This window comes from Halomonas beimenensis, assembly GCF_002549795.1.
Taxonomy (GTDB): Bacteria; Pseudomonadota; Gammaproteobacteria; order Pseudomonadales; family Halomonadaceae; genus Halomonas; species Halomonas beimenensis.
This window is the reverse complement of the sequence record NZ_CP021435.1, coordinates 3,914,160-3,929,560: the sequence shown is the minus strand read 5'-3', so window position 1 is coordinate 3,929,560 and position 15,401 is coordinate 3,914,160. Positions and strand designations below refer to the sequence as shown.

General features: G+C 69.8%; 17 protein-coding genes. 3 read left to right on the top strand and 14 right to left on the bottom strand.

Annotation, left to right across the window (positions count from 1 at the left end; genetic code table 11):
* Positions 1-4: 4 nt before the first annotated feature.
* From fliQ to fliF, 12 genes are all read right to left on the bottom strand, one after another.
* Positions 5-274, bottom strand: a complete 270-nt coding sequence (gene fliQ, locus BEI_RS18255) for a flagellar biosynthesis protein FliQ (protein WP_097790838.1) — start codon at positions 272-274, stop codon at positions 5-7.
* 43 nt (positions 275-317) lie between these two features.
* A complete protein-coding gene (gene fliP / locus BEI_RS18250) occupies positions 318-1,070 on the bottom strand; it encodes a flagellar type III secretion system pore protein FliP (protein ID WP_097790837.1) in 753 nt (250 codons plus the stop codon).
* Complete coding sequence (gene fliO, locus BEI_RS18245; protein WP_097790836.1) at positions 1,067-1,501, bottom strand: flagellar biosynthetic protein FliO; 435 nt, start codon at positions 1,499-1,501, stop codon at positions 1,067-1,069. The genes fliP and fliO overlap by 4 nt, the downstream gene beginning before the upstream one ends.
* Positions 1,498-2,007: a flagellar motor switch protein FliN gene (gene fliN / locus BEI_RS18240; protein WP_097790835.1), complete on the bottom strand. Its 510-nt coding sequence runs from the start codon at positions 2,005-2,007 to the stop codon at positions 1,498-1,500. The genes fliO and fliN overlap by 4 nt, the downstream gene beginning before the upstream one ends.
* A complete protein-coding gene (gene fliM, locus BEI_RS18235; protein ID WP_097790834.1) occupies positions 2,000-3,043 on the bottom strand; it encodes a flagellar motor switch protein FliM in 1,044 nt (347 codons plus the stop codon). Before fliM ends, fliN begins: the two co-directional genes overlap by 8 nt.
* Positions 3,044-3,063: 20 nt before the next feature.
* Positions 3,064-3,543 carry a flagellar basal body-associated protein FliL gene (gene fliL, locus BEI_RS18230; protein ID WP_097790833.1) on the bottom strand — a complete coding sequence of 160 codons (480 nt, stop codon included), beginning with the start codon at positions 3,541-3,543 and terminating at the stop codon, positions 3,064-3,066.
* A 127-nt stretch (positions 3,544-3,670) separates the two neighbouring features.
* Positions 3,671-4,993, bottom strand: a complete 1,323-nt coding sequence (locus tag BEI_RS18225) for a flagellar hook-length control protein FliK (RefSeq protein WP_097790832.1) — start codon at positions 4,991-4,993, stop codon at positions 3,671-3,673.
* A gap of 18 nt (positions 4,994-5,011) precedes the next feature.
* The gene (gene fliJ / locus BEI_RS18220) at positions 5,012-5,467 is read right to left on the bottom strand and encodes a flagellar export protein FliJ (protein WP_097790831.1); all 456 of its coding nucleotides are present in this window, start codon (positions 5,465-5,467) and stop codon (positions 5,012-5,014) included.
* Entirely contained in the window at positions 5,464-6,858 is a 1,395-nt protein-coding gene (gene fliI / locus BEI_RS18215) for a flagellar protein export ATPase FliI (RefSeq protein WP_097790830.1), read from the bottom strand. Before fliI ends, fliJ begins: the two co-directional genes overlap by 4 nt.
* A gap of 11 nt (positions 6,859-6,869) precedes the next feature.
* A complete protein-coding gene (locus BEI_RS18210) occupies positions 6,870-7,643 on the bottom strand; it encodes a flagellar assembly protein FliH (protein ID WP_097790829.1) in 774 nt (257 codons plus the stop codon).
* Positions 7,636-8,640 carry a flagellar motor switch protein FliG gene (gene fliG / locus BEI_RS18205; protein WP_097790828.1) on the bottom strand — a complete coding sequence of 335 codons (1,005 nt, stop codon included), beginning with the start codon at positions 8,638-8,640 and terminating at the stop codon, positions 7,636-7,638. The genes BEI_RS18210 and fliG overlap by 8 nt, the downstream gene beginning before the upstream one ends.
* A complete protein-coding gene (gene fliF, locus BEI_RS18200; RefSeq protein ID WP_097790827.1) occupies positions 8,633-10,354 on the bottom strand; it encodes a flagellar basal-body MS-ring/collar protein FliF in 1,722 nt (573 codons plus the stop codon). Before fliF ends, fliG begins: the two co-directional genes overlap by 8 nt.
* Before the next feature lie 247 nt (positions 10,355-10,601).
* On the opposite strand from fliF, the gene fliE reads away from it, so the two are divergent.
* A complete protein-coding gene (gene fliE, locus BEI_RS18195; RefSeq protein WP_097790826.1) occupies positions 10,602-10,931 on the top strand; it encodes a flagellar hook-basal body complex protein FliE in 330 nt (109 codons plus the stop codon).
* Positions 10,932-10,935: 4 nt separating this feature from the next.
* On the opposite strand, the gene BEI_RS18190 is transcribed toward fliE, so the two are convergent.
* Positions 10,936-11,298: a flagellar protein FlaG gene (locus BEI_RS18190; protein ID WP_097790825.1), complete on the bottom strand. Its 363-nt coding sequence runs from the start codon at positions 11,296-11,298 to the stop codon at positions 10,936-10,938.
* 143 nt (positions 11,299-11,441) lie between these two features.
* A complete protein-coding gene (locus tag BEI_RS18185) occupies positions 11,442-12,119 on the bottom strand; it encodes a hypothetical protein (RefSeq protein WP_227644517.1) in 678 nt (225 codons plus the stop codon).
* 261 nt (positions 12,120-12,380) lie between these two features.
* Between BEI_RS18185 and BEI_RS18180 the strand changes: the two genes are divergently transcribed.
* Positions 12,381-14,045, top strand: coding sequence for a methyl-accepting chemotaxis protein (locus BEI_RS18180; RefSeq protein WP_097790824.1), 1,665 nt, complete (start codon positions 12,381-12,383; stop codon positions 14,043-14,045).
* Positions 14,046-14,064: 19 nt separating this feature from the next.
* On the top strand, positions 14,065-15,396 hold the full coding sequence (locus BEI_RS18175) for a sensor domain-containing diguanylate cyclase (RefSeq protein WP_097790823.1): 1,332 nt from the start codon (positions 14,065-14,067) through the stop codon (positions 15,394-15,396).
* The last annotated feature ends 5 nt before the right edge of the window (positions 15,397-15,401 follow it).

Below are 15,401 nucleotides of genomic sequence, written 5' to 3'. Positions count from 1 at the left end.
GGCCTCAGGAGACCAGCGAGGGAATGCTGGTGAACAGCTCCCGGGTGAAGGTGGTGATCAGGGTCAGCAGCCAGGGGCCCGCCAGCACCAGCACGGCGAAGACCGCCAGGATCTTGGGAATGAACGACAGCGTCATCTCGTTGATCTGGGTGGCGGCCTGGAAGAGGCTGACCAGCAGGCCGGTGAGCAGGGCGGTGATCAGCAGCGGGCCGGCCAGCAGCAGGGTCACGCGCATGCCCTGGTAGGCGATGGTCATTACCGTCTCGGGGGTCATGGCATCCGTCCCGGGTCAGAGGTGGAGGGTCAGAGGTGGAGGGTCAGAGGTAGAAGCTTTCCGCCAGGGAGCCGATGATCAGCTGCCAGCCGTCCACCAGCACGAACAGCATCAGCTTGAAGGGCAGCGAGATGGTGATCGGCGGCACCATCATCATCCCCAGCGACATCAGGGTGCTGGCGACGACCAGGTCGATGATCAGGAAGGGGATGAAGATGGTGAAACCGATCTGGAAGGCGGTCTTCAGCTCGCTGGTCACGAAGGCCGGCACCAGCACCCGCAGCGGCACGTCCTCCGGCCCCTGCAACTCGCCGACCTCGGCCAGGCGCGCGAACAGCGCCAGGTCGGGCTCCCGAGTCTGGGCCAGCATGAACTCCCGGAAGGGGCCCTGGGCCTCACGGAGGAAATCGGGGAAGGCGATCTCGCCGTTGGACAGCGGGACCCAGGCCAGGTCGTACACCTCGCCGAAAACCGGCGCCATGATGAAGAAGGTCAGGAACAATGCGAGGCCGAGCAGGATCTGGTTGGGCGGGGTCGCCTGGGTGCCCATGGCCGTGCGCAGCAGGCTCAGCACGATGATGATGCGGGTGAAGCTGGTCATCATCAGCAGCGCCGCCGGCAGGAAGGCCAGCGAGCTGAGCAGCAGCAGGGTCTGCAGCGACAGCGACCATTTCTGGCCGCCGTCCTCCAGCGGCTGGCTGACCAGGCCGGGGATCTGCTGGGCCATCGCCAGGCCCGGCAGCAGCAGCAACAGGAGCCCGACCCAGCGGGCCGCCCGGCGACCGCTCCACCTCATGGACGGCTCCGGTCCCGGCTCGGTCCCAGGCCGGCGTTGTGGCGCATGGCTCGGGCGAACCGGGCGGCGAAGCCGTCGTCCGCCGGCGCGGGGTCTGTCGCGGGCTGCGTGTCCGCCGGGGCGGGCAGCTCGTGGAGCTTGCTGACCTGGCCGCCGCCGACGCCCAGTACCAGCCAGGTGGACTCGACCTCGACGATCACCACCCGTTCGCGGTTGCCCACCGCCGTGCTGCCGACCAGCCGGGGACGATGGCCCTGGCCGCGGTTAACGCCCCCCAGCCGCCGCAGCAGCAGGCTGCAGGCCAGGATGACCCCCAGCACCAGCGCCAGGGCCGCGGCGGTCTTGCCCAGGGTGGCCATGCCCACCAGGACCTCGCCGCCGGCGGCCAGGCCGTCGATGGAGGCGGACGGGCTGGAGGCGGACTCGTTCATCGGTTCAGTTTCTGGACCCGTTCGGAGGGAGTGATGATCTCGGTGATGCGGATACCGTACTTGTCCTCCACCACCACCACCTCGCCCTGGGCGATCAGGTAGCCGTTGATCAGGATGTCCATGGGTTCCCCGGCCAGGCCTTCCAGCTCGACCACCGAGCCCTGGGCCAGCTCGAGCAGTTGCTTGATGGTCAGCTTGGTGCGGCCCAGCTCCACGGTCAGCTTGACCGGGATGTCCATGATCATCTCCAGGTCCCGCGGCACGCCGCTGCCCTGGCCCTGTTCGAGGGGCTGGAAGACGCTCTCGCCCGCGGGCTGCGCCGGCTGGGACGATGCCGGCTCGGCCGGGGACTCCTCCTCCTGGGCGGAGTCGGCGGCGGCCTGTTCGGCCAGGGCCGCGGCCCAGGGATCCTCGTCCTCGCTCGGGGCGTCGTCGCCCTGCTGCTCCGACATGGCGGCGGCCCAGTCGTCGTCGAGATTTCGATCGGGCTTGTTGGGATCAGTCATGCTTGGCTTCCTTGGATGTCGTCTGGGACCCCTTGACGAAGGCGCTGGACGGCGCGTGGCCGGCCGCGTGGTCGAACAGCCGCAGCACGCGCAGGGCCCGCTGCTCGTGCTGGCTGCCGTACTCGCATTCCATCACCGGCACGCCATCCACGCTGGCGGTGACGGTCTCGGGCAGATCCAGGGGCAGCACGTCCCCGACCTTGAGGGAGAGGACCTGGGCGATCCGCGAGGGGATGTCGGCGAAGTTGGCGACCAGCTCCACCTCGGACTGGCGAATCTCGCCGGCCATGCGCTTCGACCAGCTGCCGTCCTGATCCTGATGGCCGTCGTTGAGCGGGTTGGTCAGGAGGTCGCGCAGCGGCTCGATCATCGAGTAGGGCATGCAGATCTGGAAGCTGCTGGCCAGGTTGCCGACCTCGAGGTTGAAGCTGGTGTTCACCACGATCTCGTTGGGCGAGTTGGTGATGTTGGCGAACTTGGACTGCATCTCCGAGCGCAGGTAGCTGATCTCCAGCGGATAGACCGACCGCCAGGACTCGCCGTAGGCCTCGATGGCCAGTTGCAGCATGCGCTGGATGATGCGCTGTTCGGTGTTGGTGAACTCGCGGCCCTCGGACTTGGCCAGGAAGCGGCCGTCGCCCCCGAAGAGATTGTCCACCACCATGAACACCAGGCTGGGCGGAAAGACGATCAACGCCGAGCCCTTGAGCGGCTTCATGGCGATGATGTTGATGTTGGTGGGGACCGGCACGTTGCGGGAGAAGTCGCTGTAGCTCTGGTACTTCACCGAGTCCACGGTGATGTCGGCGCTGCGACGGATCAGGTTGAACAGCCCCGTGCGGAAGTGGCGGGCGAAGCGCTCGTTGATGATGTCCAGGGCATGCAGGCGCTCGCGGATGATCCGGTGCTGGGAGGCCGGATCGAAGGGACGCACGTTGGGCTGCCCCCCGCAGCTGGCGGTGGGTTCGTCATCCCCGCTGACGCCCTTGAGCAGGGCATCGATCTCATCCTGGGACAGCAGGTCGTCTTGGGACATGGTGCGGCGCGATCCCGGTGTTATTGCACGATGAATTCGGTGAAGAGCACGTCCTCGATGGTCAGTTCGGGCTGTGTCTCCGCCATCGGCGCCTCGAGGGCGGCCGTCACCTGGTCGGCGAGGCGCTGCTTGCCGTCGGGCGAGGTCAGCTGCGCGGCCTGCTTGCCGGACAACAGGCTCAGCAGGCGGCTGCGGACCTGGGGCATGTGGGAGGTCAGCAGGTCGCGGCTCTGCTCGTCGGCCACCTTGAGCGAGATGCCCGCGTAGAGCAGGCGGGACCCATAGTCATCGTCGGCCAGGTTGACGGTGAAGGGCTCGATTTCGACGAAGATCGGCGCCTTGTACTCGATGACCTCCGCCTCCCGGGCCTGGGCCTGCTGTCCTCCGTCCTGCCGGGTGAAGACCATGAAGAGGGCCGCGGCCGCCGCCGATGAGGCGAGCACGACCAGCACCACCAGTAGCCACAGCAGCGTCCTTGAGCCTCCGCTGGATTTCGCCATTACCGTTCCTATGCTGAATGAGTCCGCCAATGCCGTCGGATTATGCCCGCCGACAGGTCGTGATGATGAACCGAACAGGCCCGCTCGAGGGGCCTATCTCCATACTTTGCGACGCCGGGCGCGGGGCTCAGGCGTAGAGGTCGACGCGCCCGTCGAGGCTCACGCCGGGCGTGGAGGCCTCGACCGTGCCGGCGAGTCGGGCCGCGTCCTCGCCCTCGGGGTCTTCGGGGGTGCCCGTGCCCTCGGCGAAGCGGGTGCCGTCGCCTTCGCCCTGGCCTGTGCGTTGCTCACCCACCGAGGTCTCGCCCAGGGCGATGCCCTGTTCGGCCAGGGCCTCGCGAAGCTGGGGAATCGCCTGTTCCACCGCCTGGCGGACCTGGGCATGGGCCGACAGGAACTGGGCCTGGGCGCCCTGGTCGCCGACCTTCAACGTTACCGACAGCGGGCCGAGCTCGGCGGGATGCAGCTGCATCTCGATGCGCTGCTCGCCCCCGCCCTGGCCGAGGCGAATCAGCTGTTGCCCCAGCTGGCGCGGCCAGGCCGGGCTGTTGACCGGCGCGGTCAGGGCGGCCTGCTGGGGAGCGGGCGGAGTGGCGCCCGGTGCGCCGGAGGCGGACCCCGGGAGGGCGCTGGACTGGCCGGAGAGACCGGCCTGGCCGAGGAGCGCGTTCGGGCTCTCCCCCGGAGCCCCCTCCCGGCGTGCCGTGAGGGCCTCTGCCATCGCCTGGGGCGACGGCGTGGCGGACGGGGTCAGCGGGGCTTGTCCGTCGGTGGCCTTGGCAGCGGTCTCGACGGCGGTCGGCAGCGGCGAGGAAGGTGGCTGCCCGGTCCCCGGGGCGCGGGGGGGCTTCCCGAGGGCCGAAGGGAGGGCGCCCTGGGCAGCGGGGTTGTCCGGCGTGTCTCGGGCCGTGGTGACGTGGGCGGTCGCCGGCTTGCCGGCGGCGAGCTGGGCCGTGGTCTGGTCCAGGGCCGGTGACATGACGGGTACCGTCGTCTCGGCGGCGACCTCGTCGGGAGCCTGTCCGGCGTCCTGGATCAGCGCCAGGCGCTCCATCACCGCCGTCAACCCGGGCGGTGGGGTGGCGTCGGTCTCGCCCTCGGCCGGCGAGGCGGCGGCCCGCCGGGCGGCCTCGGTGAGCTTCGCCAGCAGCGCCTCCGGCACGCCTGCCCCGGCGGGCAGGGTTGCCAGGGAGTCGAGGCCCTCGTTCAGGGGCTGGCCCGGTGCGTCCCCCTGGACCAGGGCGGCGAGCGCCGCCAGGGCCTGACGGCGTGCCTGCGGGGTCCCCTCGATGGCCTCGAGTCCCTCGGCCGGGCCCGCCGCTCCGGCCGGGGCCAGGGCGGCCAGGGCCGCGGCGAAGTCGCCGGATTCCGAGGAGGCTGGCGCGCCGTCGCCCCCCTTGGGGGCGCTCGCCTGTCCCTTGACGCCGGCGAGGATCTGCTGGATGTCCATGGAGGGTCTCCTTGTCCGTCAATACCCGCCCGGGGCGGTGTCGCGGCGCCCCCAGCGCTGGGTCACCAGCTCGTCGGTGGCGCGCTGCTCGCGACGCTGTTCGGCACGCCGATGGGCCTGGGCACGGCGCTCGGCGAGGGTGTCGTAGGAGGTCAGCCGGCGCTGCTCCTGCTGCCACTGGCGCTGGCTGCGCTCCACCCGCTGCCGTTGTTCGGCCAGGGCCTGGCGGGCCCGCTCGAGGGCCTCGTCCAGCGAGGCCAGGAAGCGCTGGTAGTTGTGCATGGTGGCCGGATCGATGCCCTGGCGCAGGGCCGCCTGGAGTTGCTGGGCGTACTCCCGGCGGTAACGCTGCAGGGACTCGAGCTGGGCGACGATCTGGGCGGCGTTCTGACGCTCGCCGGCGAGCTTCTGGCCGGCCTTGTCGCGGGCCTCCCGGGCCAGCTCGGTGAGGTTGTCCAGGGCGCTGCGACTCATGACGTACCTCCCAGGGCGCCGGCCAGGGCCTGTCGCGAGGCCTCCAGGTCGGCGCATTCCGCGATGTCCTGTTGCAGGAAGCCCTCCAGGGCCGGATAGCGGCGTACGGCCTCGTCCAGCTCGGGATCGTGGCCGGGATGGTAGGCGCCCACGCTGATCAGGTCACGGTTGCGCTGATAGCGGGAGAACAGGCCCTTGAAGCGCCGCGCCAGGTCGAGCTGGGGCTTGTCGCTGATGGCCGTCATCGCCCGGCTGATCGAGGCCTCGATGTCGATGGCCGGATAGTGGCCGGCCTCCGCCAGGGCGCGCGACAGCACCACGTGGCCGTCGAGGATGGCGCGCGCCGAGTCGGCGATGGGATCCTGCTGGTCGTCCCCCTCGGTGAGCACCGTGTAGAAGGCGGTGATCGAGCCGCCGCCGCGCTCGGCGTTGCCGGCCCGCTCCACCAGGCTGGGCAGCTTGGCGAACACCGAAGGCGGGTAACCCTTGGTGGCCGGGGGTTCGCCGATGGCCAGGGCGATCTCGCGCTGGGCCATGGCGTAGCGGGTCAGCGAGTCCATGATCAGCAGGACGTTCTTGCCCTCGTCGCGGAAGCCCTCGGCGAGCCGGGTGGCGTAGGCCGCCCCCTGCAGGCGCTGGAGCGGCGAGGTGTCCGCCGGTGCGGCCACCACCACGGCCCGCTGTCGGCCGTCGGGGCCGAGGATGTTGTCGATGAAGTCCTGGACCTCTCGCCCCCGCTCGCCGATCAGGCCCACCACGATCACGTCGGCCCGGGTGTAGCGGGCCATCATGCCCAGCAGCACCGACTTGCCGACCCCGGAGCCGGCGAACAGGCCCATCCGCTGGCCGCGCCCGACGCTGAGCAGGGCGTTGATGGCGCGGATGCCCACGTCGATCTGTTCGCTGATGGGGGCCCGGGACAGCGGATTCAGGGGCGGCGTGGCCAGCGGCGCCCGGGGCGCCTCGTCGAGCGGGCCTCGGCCGTCCAGCGGCTGGCCGTTGCCGTCCACGACCCGGCCCAGCAGGGCCTGGCCGAGCGGAAAGCGCCGGGCGGCATCGCCGGCCCCGTCGCCCAGCGGCAGGACCCGGGCGCCGGGGCGCAGACCGCTGATCTCGGCCAGCGGCATCAGGAACAGTCGCTCCCCGTCGAAGCCCACCACCTCGGCCTCGGCATGGCGTCGTCCCGGGCGGCCCTGGGCATCGGGCAGCTCGATGCGGCAGGCATTGCCCAGCGCCACCTGAAGCCCCACCACCTCGATCACCATGCCGGTGGCGCGCACCACCCGCCCGCTGGCCCGGCTGACGGGGAGCGGCTCGATCCGGGCGCGCACGCCTCTCAAGGCACGTTGCCAGCTGGCCTGATGGCGATTGAGGGTGGGGGCGTCGCTCATGGCCGACTCCGTCAGTCCTTGCCGTCGTTCTTGCGCGCCGGGCGGCGCTGGCGGACCTGATCCCGGATGGCCTGCCAGCGAGTCTCCCAGGTGGCATCCAGTTCGCCGTTGGCGCTGGTCACCCGGCAGCCGCCCCGGCTCAGCTGGTCATCGGGCTGGAGGCGCCAGCCGGCCGCTTCCAGTTCCTCGCCCAGGGTCTTGGCGACCAGGCGGTGATCCAGCGGGTGCAGCCACAGCCGCTGCTGGCCCACCAGGGGCGGCTCGGTATGCAGCAGCGCCCGCACCAGCTCCAGCACCTGCCGCGGCCGGGCCTTGAGGGCCTCGCCGGCGAGCTGTCGACCGGTGGCCAGGGCCAGGTCCACCAGGTCCTCGGCCACGGTCTCGTCGAGTGCCTCCAGGGCCTCGCCGAAGTGGCGGGCGAGGGGCGCCAGCGGCGCCACGGTCTCCTCGAGGCGGCGTTCGAGTTCCGCCTCGGCCTGGCGACGTCCCTCCTCGAGCCCCTGGGCCAGGCCCTCGGCATGCCCGGCCTCGCGTCCCTCGCGCAGGCCTGCCTCGTAGGCCTCGCGGCGCGCCTGCTCGCGCAGGGCGTCCAGGGCCTCCTGCTGGCGCCGTGCCTCCTGCTCCCGAGCCTGCTTGGCGGCATCGGCCCGCGTGTTGCGCGACTCGCTGCGCGACTCGCTCGGATCCCGCTCGGCAGGGCGTGCCGGGGCGCGCAGCTCGCCCATCTGCCAGCGTCGCCAGGGCGTCTCGCCCCCCAGCGTAGACGTCCGATCGGGCTCAGACATAGGTGTCGTCTCCGCCGCTCAGCACCACCTCGCCGGCGTCGGCCAGGCGCCGCACCACCTGGAGGATGGCCTTCTGCTCGGCCTCCACCTGGGAGACGCGGATCGGCCCCCGGGCCTCCATGTCCTCGCGGAGCAGGTCGGCGGCCCGCTGGGACATGTTGCGCAGGAACTTGTCCATGAGCGCCTCCGGCGACCCCTTCAGGGCCACCACCAGGGAGTTGGTATCGATCTCCTTGAGCACCAGCTGGATGCTGCGGTCGTCCAGGTCGATCATGTTCTCGAACAGGAACATCTCGTCGATGATCTTCTGGGCCAGGTCCTCGCTGTGGGAACGCACCGTCTCGATGGCGGCCTCTTCCTGGTGGCTGTTCATCAGGTTGAGGATCTCCGCCGCGGTGCGGGCGCCGCCCATCTTGCTGCGCTTGAGGTTCTGGCCATCGAGCATGTTGGTGAGCACCTCGGTGAGCTCCTGCAGCGCCGCCGGCTGGACCCCGCTGAAGGTGGCGATGCGCAGCACCACGTCGTTGCGCAGCTTGTCGTCGAACATCTCCAGCACGTCGGCGGCCTGGTGCCGCTCCAGGTGGATCAGGATGGTGGCGATGATCTGCGGGTGCTCGTCGCGGATCATCTCGGCCACCATCGAGGCCTCCATCAGGTTCAGCGCATCGATGCCCGAGCTGGTCCCCGAGGTCTCCATGACGTCCTCGATCAGGCTCGAGGCGCGCTCGCTGCCCAGCGCCTTGGTCAGCACCGAGCGGATGTGCTCGCTGGAGTTGAGGTTCAACGCGATGAATTCCTCGGTCTCGGTGCTGAAGTCCTGCAGCACCTGGCGCATCTCCTCGTGGGAGACCTGGTGCATGGTCGCCATCTCGACGCTCAGCGACTGCACCTCCTTGGCGGACATGTGCTTGAAGACCTCGGCGGCGCTGTCCTCGTCCAGGGCCAGCAGCAGGATGGCGCTACGACGCAGTCCGGTGATTTGCTTGGGCTTAGTCATCTTTGTTCATCCAGCCGCGTACGATCATCGCCACCATGCGCGGATCCTCCTGGGCCATCTCGCGCAGGTCGTTGAGGTTCTGTTCGTAGGCCGTGGCCCGCCGCTTGCGGCGCGGCGGCGCATAGGCGGCCTCCTCGCCGTCCGCGTGCTCCCCGGCCTCCTCCTGATCCGTCTCGTCGTCGCCGATGCGCGCCTGGAAGCCCGGCTGGGGCGGCACGCTGGCCGGGACCGGCTGTTCGGTGTAGCGACGGATGAAGGGCCGAAGGATCAGCAGGTAGAGCAGCAGGATGGCCAGTCCCACCAGCAGGTAGCGGCCCAGGCCGATGGCCAGCTGCTGCAACTGGGGCTCCTGCCACCAGGCCAGCTCGGGGGATGGATTCTCTTCCCGGGCGAAGGGGCTGTTGACCACGGCCACCTGGTCGCCGCGCTGCTCGGAGAAGCCCATGGCCTGTCGCACCAGGCGCTCGATCTGGGCGATCTCCTCCTCGGCCAGCGGGGTCGGCTCCATCTGGCCGCTGTCGGGGTTCAGCGTTTCGCGGTAGTTGACGACCACCGCCGCCGAGAGGCGTTCGACCCGGCCGCGACGGTGCTGCACGTGGGAGACCTGCCGGTCCACCTCGTAGTTGATGACGTCGTCCCGGCTCAGCCGCTGGGCGCTCTCCTCGGCCTGCGGCTCGGCTCCGCCGTCCTCGCCCTCGCCTTCACCCTCGGCGGCGATCGGGGAGGGGGCGGTACCGGGCGGGGTATTGCTCAGCGCACCCGGGATGCCACTGGCCAGGTCGCCCTGGCCGTCGAGATCGAGGTGGGTCTGGCGGCTGCGCACCGCCGCGGCGTTGGGGGGCTGGTTGGGCCCGAAGCGCTCGGCGGTCTCCTCGCGCTTGGCGAAGTCGATCTGGGCGGTGACCTGGGCCTTGACGTTGCGGCTGCCGAGGATCGGCGAGAGGATGCCCTCGATGCGCCGCTGGTAGGCGCGTTCCACCTCGGCGACATAGTCCAGCTGGGTACCGTCCAGGCCCAGGGCGCCACCGTCGGGGGTGGAGAGCAGCCGCCCACCCTGGTCGACGACGGTGACCGCCTCGGCCGTCAGGTCCGGTACGCTGCTGGACACCATGTGCACGATCGATTCGATCTGGCCTTCCCCCAGGGTGCGGCCCGGGTGCAGGGTCAACACCACCGAGGCCTTGGCCGGCTCGCGCTGGCGCACGAACACCGAGTCCTTGGCCAGCGCCAGGTGCACCCGCGCCCCGGCCACCGGTCCCAGGGACTCCATGGAGCGTGCCAGCTCTCCCTCCAGGCCGCGCTGGTAGTTGACCTGCTCGGCGAACTGGCTGATGCCGAAGGCCTGGTTCTCCATCAGCTCGAAGCCGACGTTGCCGCCTCGCGGCAGCCCCTGCTCGGCGAGCTGAAGCCGCAGGGGATGGACCCGGTCGCCGGGTACCAGCAGGGCCTGGCCCCCCTGGCTGAACCGGTAGGGGACGTTGCGGCTGTCGAGCTCGGCGATGATGCTGCCGCCATCCGCCTCGCTGAGGTTGCTGTAGAGGACGCGATAGTCGGGCGTTCGGGCCCAGATCAGCAGGGCGACCACCACGGCGATGACCGCGGCGCCGGCGATCAGCAGGGCGACGAGGGGACTGCCGCGCAGCTGTCGAGTCAGCTGCGCGAACGGGGATGACGGGGCCTGTTGGCTGCCGGTGGCGGAGGCGCCACTGCTCATGCGGGCCTCCCGGCGCGTCTGGTGCCTGGGCCCGCGAAACTGTTAGAAGGCATCGACTGCGTTCCATCCGTCGCGGTTGGCCACCCGGAAGGGGGGCGGAGCTGTGATGGAGGCCATTATCCGCAGCGCCTGTCGCCCCAAAGGTGAGAAAAGCCCCGGTTTTCCCCGGCAATTGGGTCCATGGCGAGGCGGGAGCGGCTGCTAGGCTGCGAAGCCTCCGAACACTCCCAGACCCGAGAGGTTAGCGATGAGCGCACCCGCCCTGGCTTCGGCCCTCGCCCAGATGCAGTCCCTGGCCACCCAGGCCGGCGGCGACGCGACTCAGGGACAGCGGCTCGACACCACCGTGGGGGAGGGTGGCTTCGTCGGCGAGTTGCAGGCCTCCGTGCAACGGATCAATGCCCTCAAGCTGCAGGCAGACGCCAAGGCCCAGGCCTTCCAGGCCGGCGCGCCCGGGGTCGAGCTCAACGACGTCATGGTCGACATGCAGAAGGCCAGCGTGGCCACCGAGATGGGCATCCAGGTGCGCAACCGCCTGGTCACCGCCTACAAGGACGTGATGAACATGCAGGTGTGAACGGTCAGGCCTCGAGCCGGATCAGCTTGCCCTGCAGCTCCTCGAGCCGCTCGGCGATGCGCAGCACCTCCTCGGCGGGGATCTGCCGGATCGTCTCGCCGGTTTCCCTGTCCACCAGGCGGGTCACCAGCCGCGAGGTGGCCTCGTCGAGCTCGAACTCCACCCCATAGGGTCGCATCACCTCGTTGATGCGCTGGACGGGGGCCACCAGCTCCCCCCGGTGAGGGGTATCGCTGCCGGCGACGCCGTCCGCCGCCTCGGGCGGTGGCAGGCTGTCCAACGCCTGCTCCACCCGATCCCGGGGCTCGGCGGGGCGGGCGCCCCGTGTGGCATCGCTCGAGGGTATCTCGCCCAGTGGTGATGTCATCGTCTCTCTTCCTGTTCTTCTGTCGACGGGGCGTTGCGCAGGCGCGTCACGCGATCTCGAGACAGGCTATCGGCGCCAGGCGAGAAAGACTTTAATGACCCACGCAGAGGAGGCGCCGCCGGGTCACGGCGGCGCCTCCCGATTCAGAAGGTGTAGCTGACGCCGAGCAAGGCGACCGGATAGACCGGCAGCTCGTCCGCCTCGTCCTCGAGCCGGGCCTCCTCGTTCCGCAGGGCCTGGCGGAAATCATCGTCCTGGCTCTCGAAGTCCTTGGAGCTGCTCAGCTCCACGTCCACGTCGACCGCCATCACGCCGAACTCGGCGAAGAAGCCCAGCCCCTGTGCCTGACTGCTGCGCCAGCCCAGGCCGGCATAGGGCTGGACGCCGTCGGCGATGGTCAGGTCCCCCCGCAGCTCGCCCACGTCGCTGGCGGTGTAGGTCTGGCCGTCGAACTCGTAGCTGGCCCCTTCCTCGGCGGTGCCGGTCACGCGGGCGGACATGTCGGGCAGCATCGCGCCCAGGCTCAGGAAGAAGCTCCCCGCGAAAGGATGGAAATCCAGCTTCAGGGCCCCGGCGGCGATGTCCAGGTCCCCTTCGTAATGCACCTCGTCGGTGTCGTAGTCCCCGTCCCAGGTGAGGCCCCCTGCGTACTGCGCGGTGAGGCCGAAACGCTCGTGGAAGCGCCAGCTGACGTCCGCCCCCAGGCCGGTGGTTCCGCCCAGGCCGGTCAGTGCCACCCTGTCCTCGAAGGCCTGGGCCGATCCCGCGCTCAGGGTCAAGGCGGTCGCGATCAGGCCCGAGGCCATCATCTTGTTGATCATGCTGAAGTCTCTCGGTGATGGGGAGTTGTATGGACGAGCCCCTCTTATCGGCGTGATCCATCCAGACTTGAGGCGCGGATCGAGGGGCAGGGTCGCATGCCGACGGCGCGCAGGGGATAGAGGCAAGGTCGAAGAAGTAATTGCTAATTTATTGATGGGCATCAATGAAAGTCGCTTGAAGCCGCCCCGTCGGCTCTGTCGGCGGCATCTTTCACTAAGCTCCCTGTTCGTCGAATAAGCACAAGAACGACGGGAGAGCCCATGCGACGCAACCTGCCGGTCACGGATCACGAGTATCCGATCGGGGAGCACCAGAACCTCATGTCGCGGACCGACCTCAAGGGACGGATCACCTATGCCTCGCCGGCCTTCGTCGAGGTCAGCGGGTTCGACCATGCGGAGCTGATCGGTGCGCCTCACAACCTCATTCGTCACCCCGACATGCCCGAGGCGGCCTTCGCGGACCTCTGGGCGACCCTGCAGGCCGGGCTGACCTGGACGGGGCTGGTCAAGAATCGACGCAAGGACGGGAGCTTCTACTGGGTCAAGGCGCACGTGGTGCCCCTGGTCCACCAGGGCGAGGTCCAGGGGTATACCTCGGTTCGGATCAAGCCCTCCGATGCGGAGCGCCGGCTGGCCGAGTGGGCCTACCCTCGACTGCGCGAGGGGCGGACCCGGGGCATCGCCCTGCGGCGCGGTCGGCTGAGCGTGTCGGGCCCCCTGGGCCGACTCGGGCAGCGGCTTCCCAGGGGCGTGAGCGCCGGCCTGTGGGGGGTGGCGGCCTTGGCGGTGATCTCCGCGGGGCTGGGGGTCGTCTGGGGGTGGCCCGGGCAACTGGTCGGGATCCTGCCCCTGCTGGCCCTGTGCGCCTCGATCCAGAGCCGGCTGGGACGCTCTTCCCGCCGGCTCGAGGATTTCGCCATGCAGATCGCGGCGGGCAACCTCCAGGCCGAGCTGCCGCCGCCCGGCAACGACGAGCTGGGCGAAGCCCTGCGGTCCCTGGGGCTGATGCGCCGCAGCCTGGCCAATATCTGTGCCGATATCCATGCCACCCTCGATCGGGTCGAGGCCGATACCCGCACGCTCGGCCACGATCATCTCGACCTGGCCCGGCGCCTGCGCGAGCAGTCCGGGCAGTTGCAGGCGACGGCCGGAGGCATGGAGGAACTGGCGACCACGGTGCGGCACAACGCCGACCACACCGCCCGCGCCGAGGAGGGGGCCCGGTCGGCGCGTGACGCCGTGACCCGCGGTGGCGACGAGGTGCAGCGCCTGGTGGCTCGGATGGCGGCGATCTCCCGCAGCGCGGGCCAGATGACCGAGGCCCTCGAGACCATCGATGCGATCGCCTCCCAGACCAACCTGCTGGCGCTCAATGCCTCGGTGGAGGCGGCCCGGGCCGGCGCCTCCGGTCGCGGCTTCGGCGTGGTGGCCCATGAGGTGCGTGCCCTGGCGGAGCGTTCTACCGCCTCGGCCGAGCGGATCCGGGAGCTGATTCGCGCCACCCTGGGCGAGATCGAGCAGGGCCAGGCGCAGCTCGAGCGGCTGAGGGCCGGCAATCTGGGCATCGTCGAGGCGGTGGCCGACATCGACGAACGGATCGGGGAGATCGGTCTGGCCTCCCGGGAGCAGGCGCGAGGCTTCGACGAGATCAACGATGCCGTGGCCGCCATGGATCGCATCACCCGGGAGAACGCCGCCGGGGTCGGGCACTGCGAGGAGTTGGGGGATCGGCTATCCGACCAGGTCCGATGGCTGGATCGGGCCATCTCCTCGTTTCGTGAGCCGGAGGCCGGAAAGGAGTTCGTGTCGCGCGAGCGGCGTCGTCGGGCCCGACAGGCGACGTCATCGACGCCGCCGGCCTCGGTTCCCGAGCCGGCGCACGCCGGACAGCCGGTCCTCGAGGCACAGGGAAGCGCAGAGTAACCAGGACGGAGACAGCATCATGACCGTGAAGGAAAGGGAGCCTTGCATACACGATCGACCGGCAGACGAACCATACGCGGGCGAGCGAGACGTCGCCGGCCTGCGGGCCCGCTATCGACAGCTCTACATCGCCGTGGAGCAGAGCCCGGTGGCCACCGCCATCACCGATATCGACGGGCGCATCGAATTCGTCAACCAGCGGTTCCTTGACGTCACCGGCTACGCCAGGGAGGAGCTGCTGGGTCGCACCCCGGCGGTGATCCAGTCCGGGCAGACGCCCGACGCGGTCTACCGGGATCTCTGGGAGACCCTGCGAGAAGGGCGGGTCTGGCAGGGGGAGCTGCTCAATCGCCGCAAGAACGGCGAACTCTACTGGGAGTCGGAGGTCATCACCCCCATACGCGACGCCCGGGGCGACATCGTCAACTTCGTCGCGGTCAAGGAGGACATCACCGAACGCAAGCGGCAGGAGAACGAGCTTCGGCTGCTGGCGATGGCCTTCGAGACCGGCCAGGCCACCCTCATCACCGATGCCGAGATGCGCATCGAGAAGGTCAACCAGGCCTTCACCGACATCACGGGGTATCGGGAGGCGGAGGTCATCGGCCGGACCCCACGCATCTTCAAGTCCGGCCGGCACGACGCCGGCTTCTACGCGGCCCTGTGGGACGCCCTGCTGGCCACCGGGCACTGGCAGGGCGAGATCTGGAACCGCAACAAGCATGGGGACATCTATCCGCTGTGGCAGTCCATCACCGCGGTCCGCGGGGACGACGGGGAGATCCGCAACTTCGTGGCGGTCTTTCACAACATCGCCGAGCGCAAGCGCATGGAGCGCGAGCTGGAGCATCAGGCGACCCGGGACCATCTGACCGGTACCCACAACCGCCGGGCCTTCGACGCGGCGATGCGGCAAGCCATCCGGCGGGCGGAAGCGGGTCACGAGCCCTTCTCGTTGCTGATCTTCGATATCGATCACTTCAAGGCCGTCAACGACCACCATGGTCACGATACCGGTGACGCCATCCTCAAGCGCCTGGCCGAGCGCGTGGAGGACTCGCTGCGCAGCACCGACATGCTGGCCCGCTGGGGCGGGGAGGAGTTCACGATCCTCCTGTCGGACACTTCACTGGCGGGGGCGGCCAGCTTCGCCGAGCGGTTGCGTCGCCAGGTGGCCGAGTCCCGCTTCGAGGGGCTGGCCATCACCGTCAGCCTGGGGATCGCCGGCTATCGGCCCGGCGACGACCTGGACGCCGTGCTCGCCCGGGCGGATGAGGCGCTCTACCGCGCCAAGGCGGATGGCCGCAACCTCGTGCGCCTGTCTCGCGGGGTAGGATGCCATGCGAGTTGAGCGGG

Bases quoted from the DNA above. Each gene is read 5' to 3' on its own strand.
- fliQ (WP_097790838.1), bottom strand. From the start codon at position 274: ATGACCCCCGAGACGGTAATGACCATCGCCTACCAGGGCATGCGCGTG.
- fliP (WP_097790837.1), bottom strand. From the start codon at position 1,070: ATGAGGTGGAGCGGTCGCCGGGCGGCCCGCTGGGTCGGGCTCCTGTTG.
- fliO (WP_097790836.1), bottom strand. From the start codon at position 1,501: ATGAACGAGTCCGCCTCCAGCCCGTCCGCCTCCATCGACGGCCTGGCC.
- fliN (WP_097790835.1), bottom strand. From the start codon at position 2,007: ATGACTGATCCCAACAAGCCCGATCGAAATCTCGACGACGACTGGGCC.
- fliM (WP_097790834.1), bottom strand. From the start codon at position 3,043: ATGTCCCAAGACGACCTGCTGTCCCAGGATGAGATCGATGCCCTGCTC.
- fliL (WP_097790833.1), bottom strand. From the start codon at position 3,543: ATGGCGAAATCCAGCGGAGGCTCAAGGACGCTGCTGTGGCTACTGGTG.
- BEI_RS18225 (WP_097790832.1), bottom strand. From the start codon at position 4,993: ATGGACATCCAGCAGATCCTCGCCGGCGTCAAGGGACAGGCGAGCGCC.
- fliJ (WP_097790831.1), bottom strand. From the start codon at position 5,467: ATGAGTCGCAGCGCCCTGGACAACCTCACCGAGCTGGCCCGGGAGGCC.
- fliI (WP_097790830.1), bottom strand. From the start codon at position 6,858: ATGAGCGACGCCCCCACCCTCAATCGCCATCAGGCCAGCTGGCAACGT.
- BEI_RS18210 (WP_097790829.1), bottom strand. From the start codon at position 7,643: ATGTCTGAGCCCGATCGGACGTCTACGCTGGGGGGCGAGACGCCCTGG.
- fliG (WP_097790828.1), bottom strand. From the start codon at position 8,640: ATGACTAAGCCCAAGCAAATCACCGGACTGCGTCGTAGCGCCATCCTG.
- fliF (WP_097790827.1), bottom strand. From the start codon at position 10,354: ATGAGCAGTGGCGCCTCCGCCACCGGCAGCCAACAGGCCCCGTCATCC.
- fliE (WP_097790826.1), top strand. From the start codon at position 10,602: ATGAGCGCACCCGCCCTGGCTTCGGCCCTCGCCCAGATGCAGTCCCTG.
- BEI_RS18190 (WP_097790825.1), bottom strand. From the start codon at position 11,298: ATGACATCACCACTGGGCGAGATACCCTCGAGCGATGCCACACGGGGC.
- BEI_RS18185 (WP_227644517.1), bottom strand. From the start codon at position 12,119: ATGATCAACAAGATGATGGCCTCGGGCCTGATCGCGACCGCCTTGACC.
- BEI_RS18180 (WP_097790824.1), top strand. From the start codon at position 12,381: ATGCGACGCAACCTGCCGGTCACGGATCACGAGTATCCGATCGGGGAG.
- BEI_RS18175 (WP_097790823.1), top strand. From the start codon at position 14,065: ATGACCGTGAAGGAAAGGGAGCCTTGCATACACGATCGACCGGCAGAC.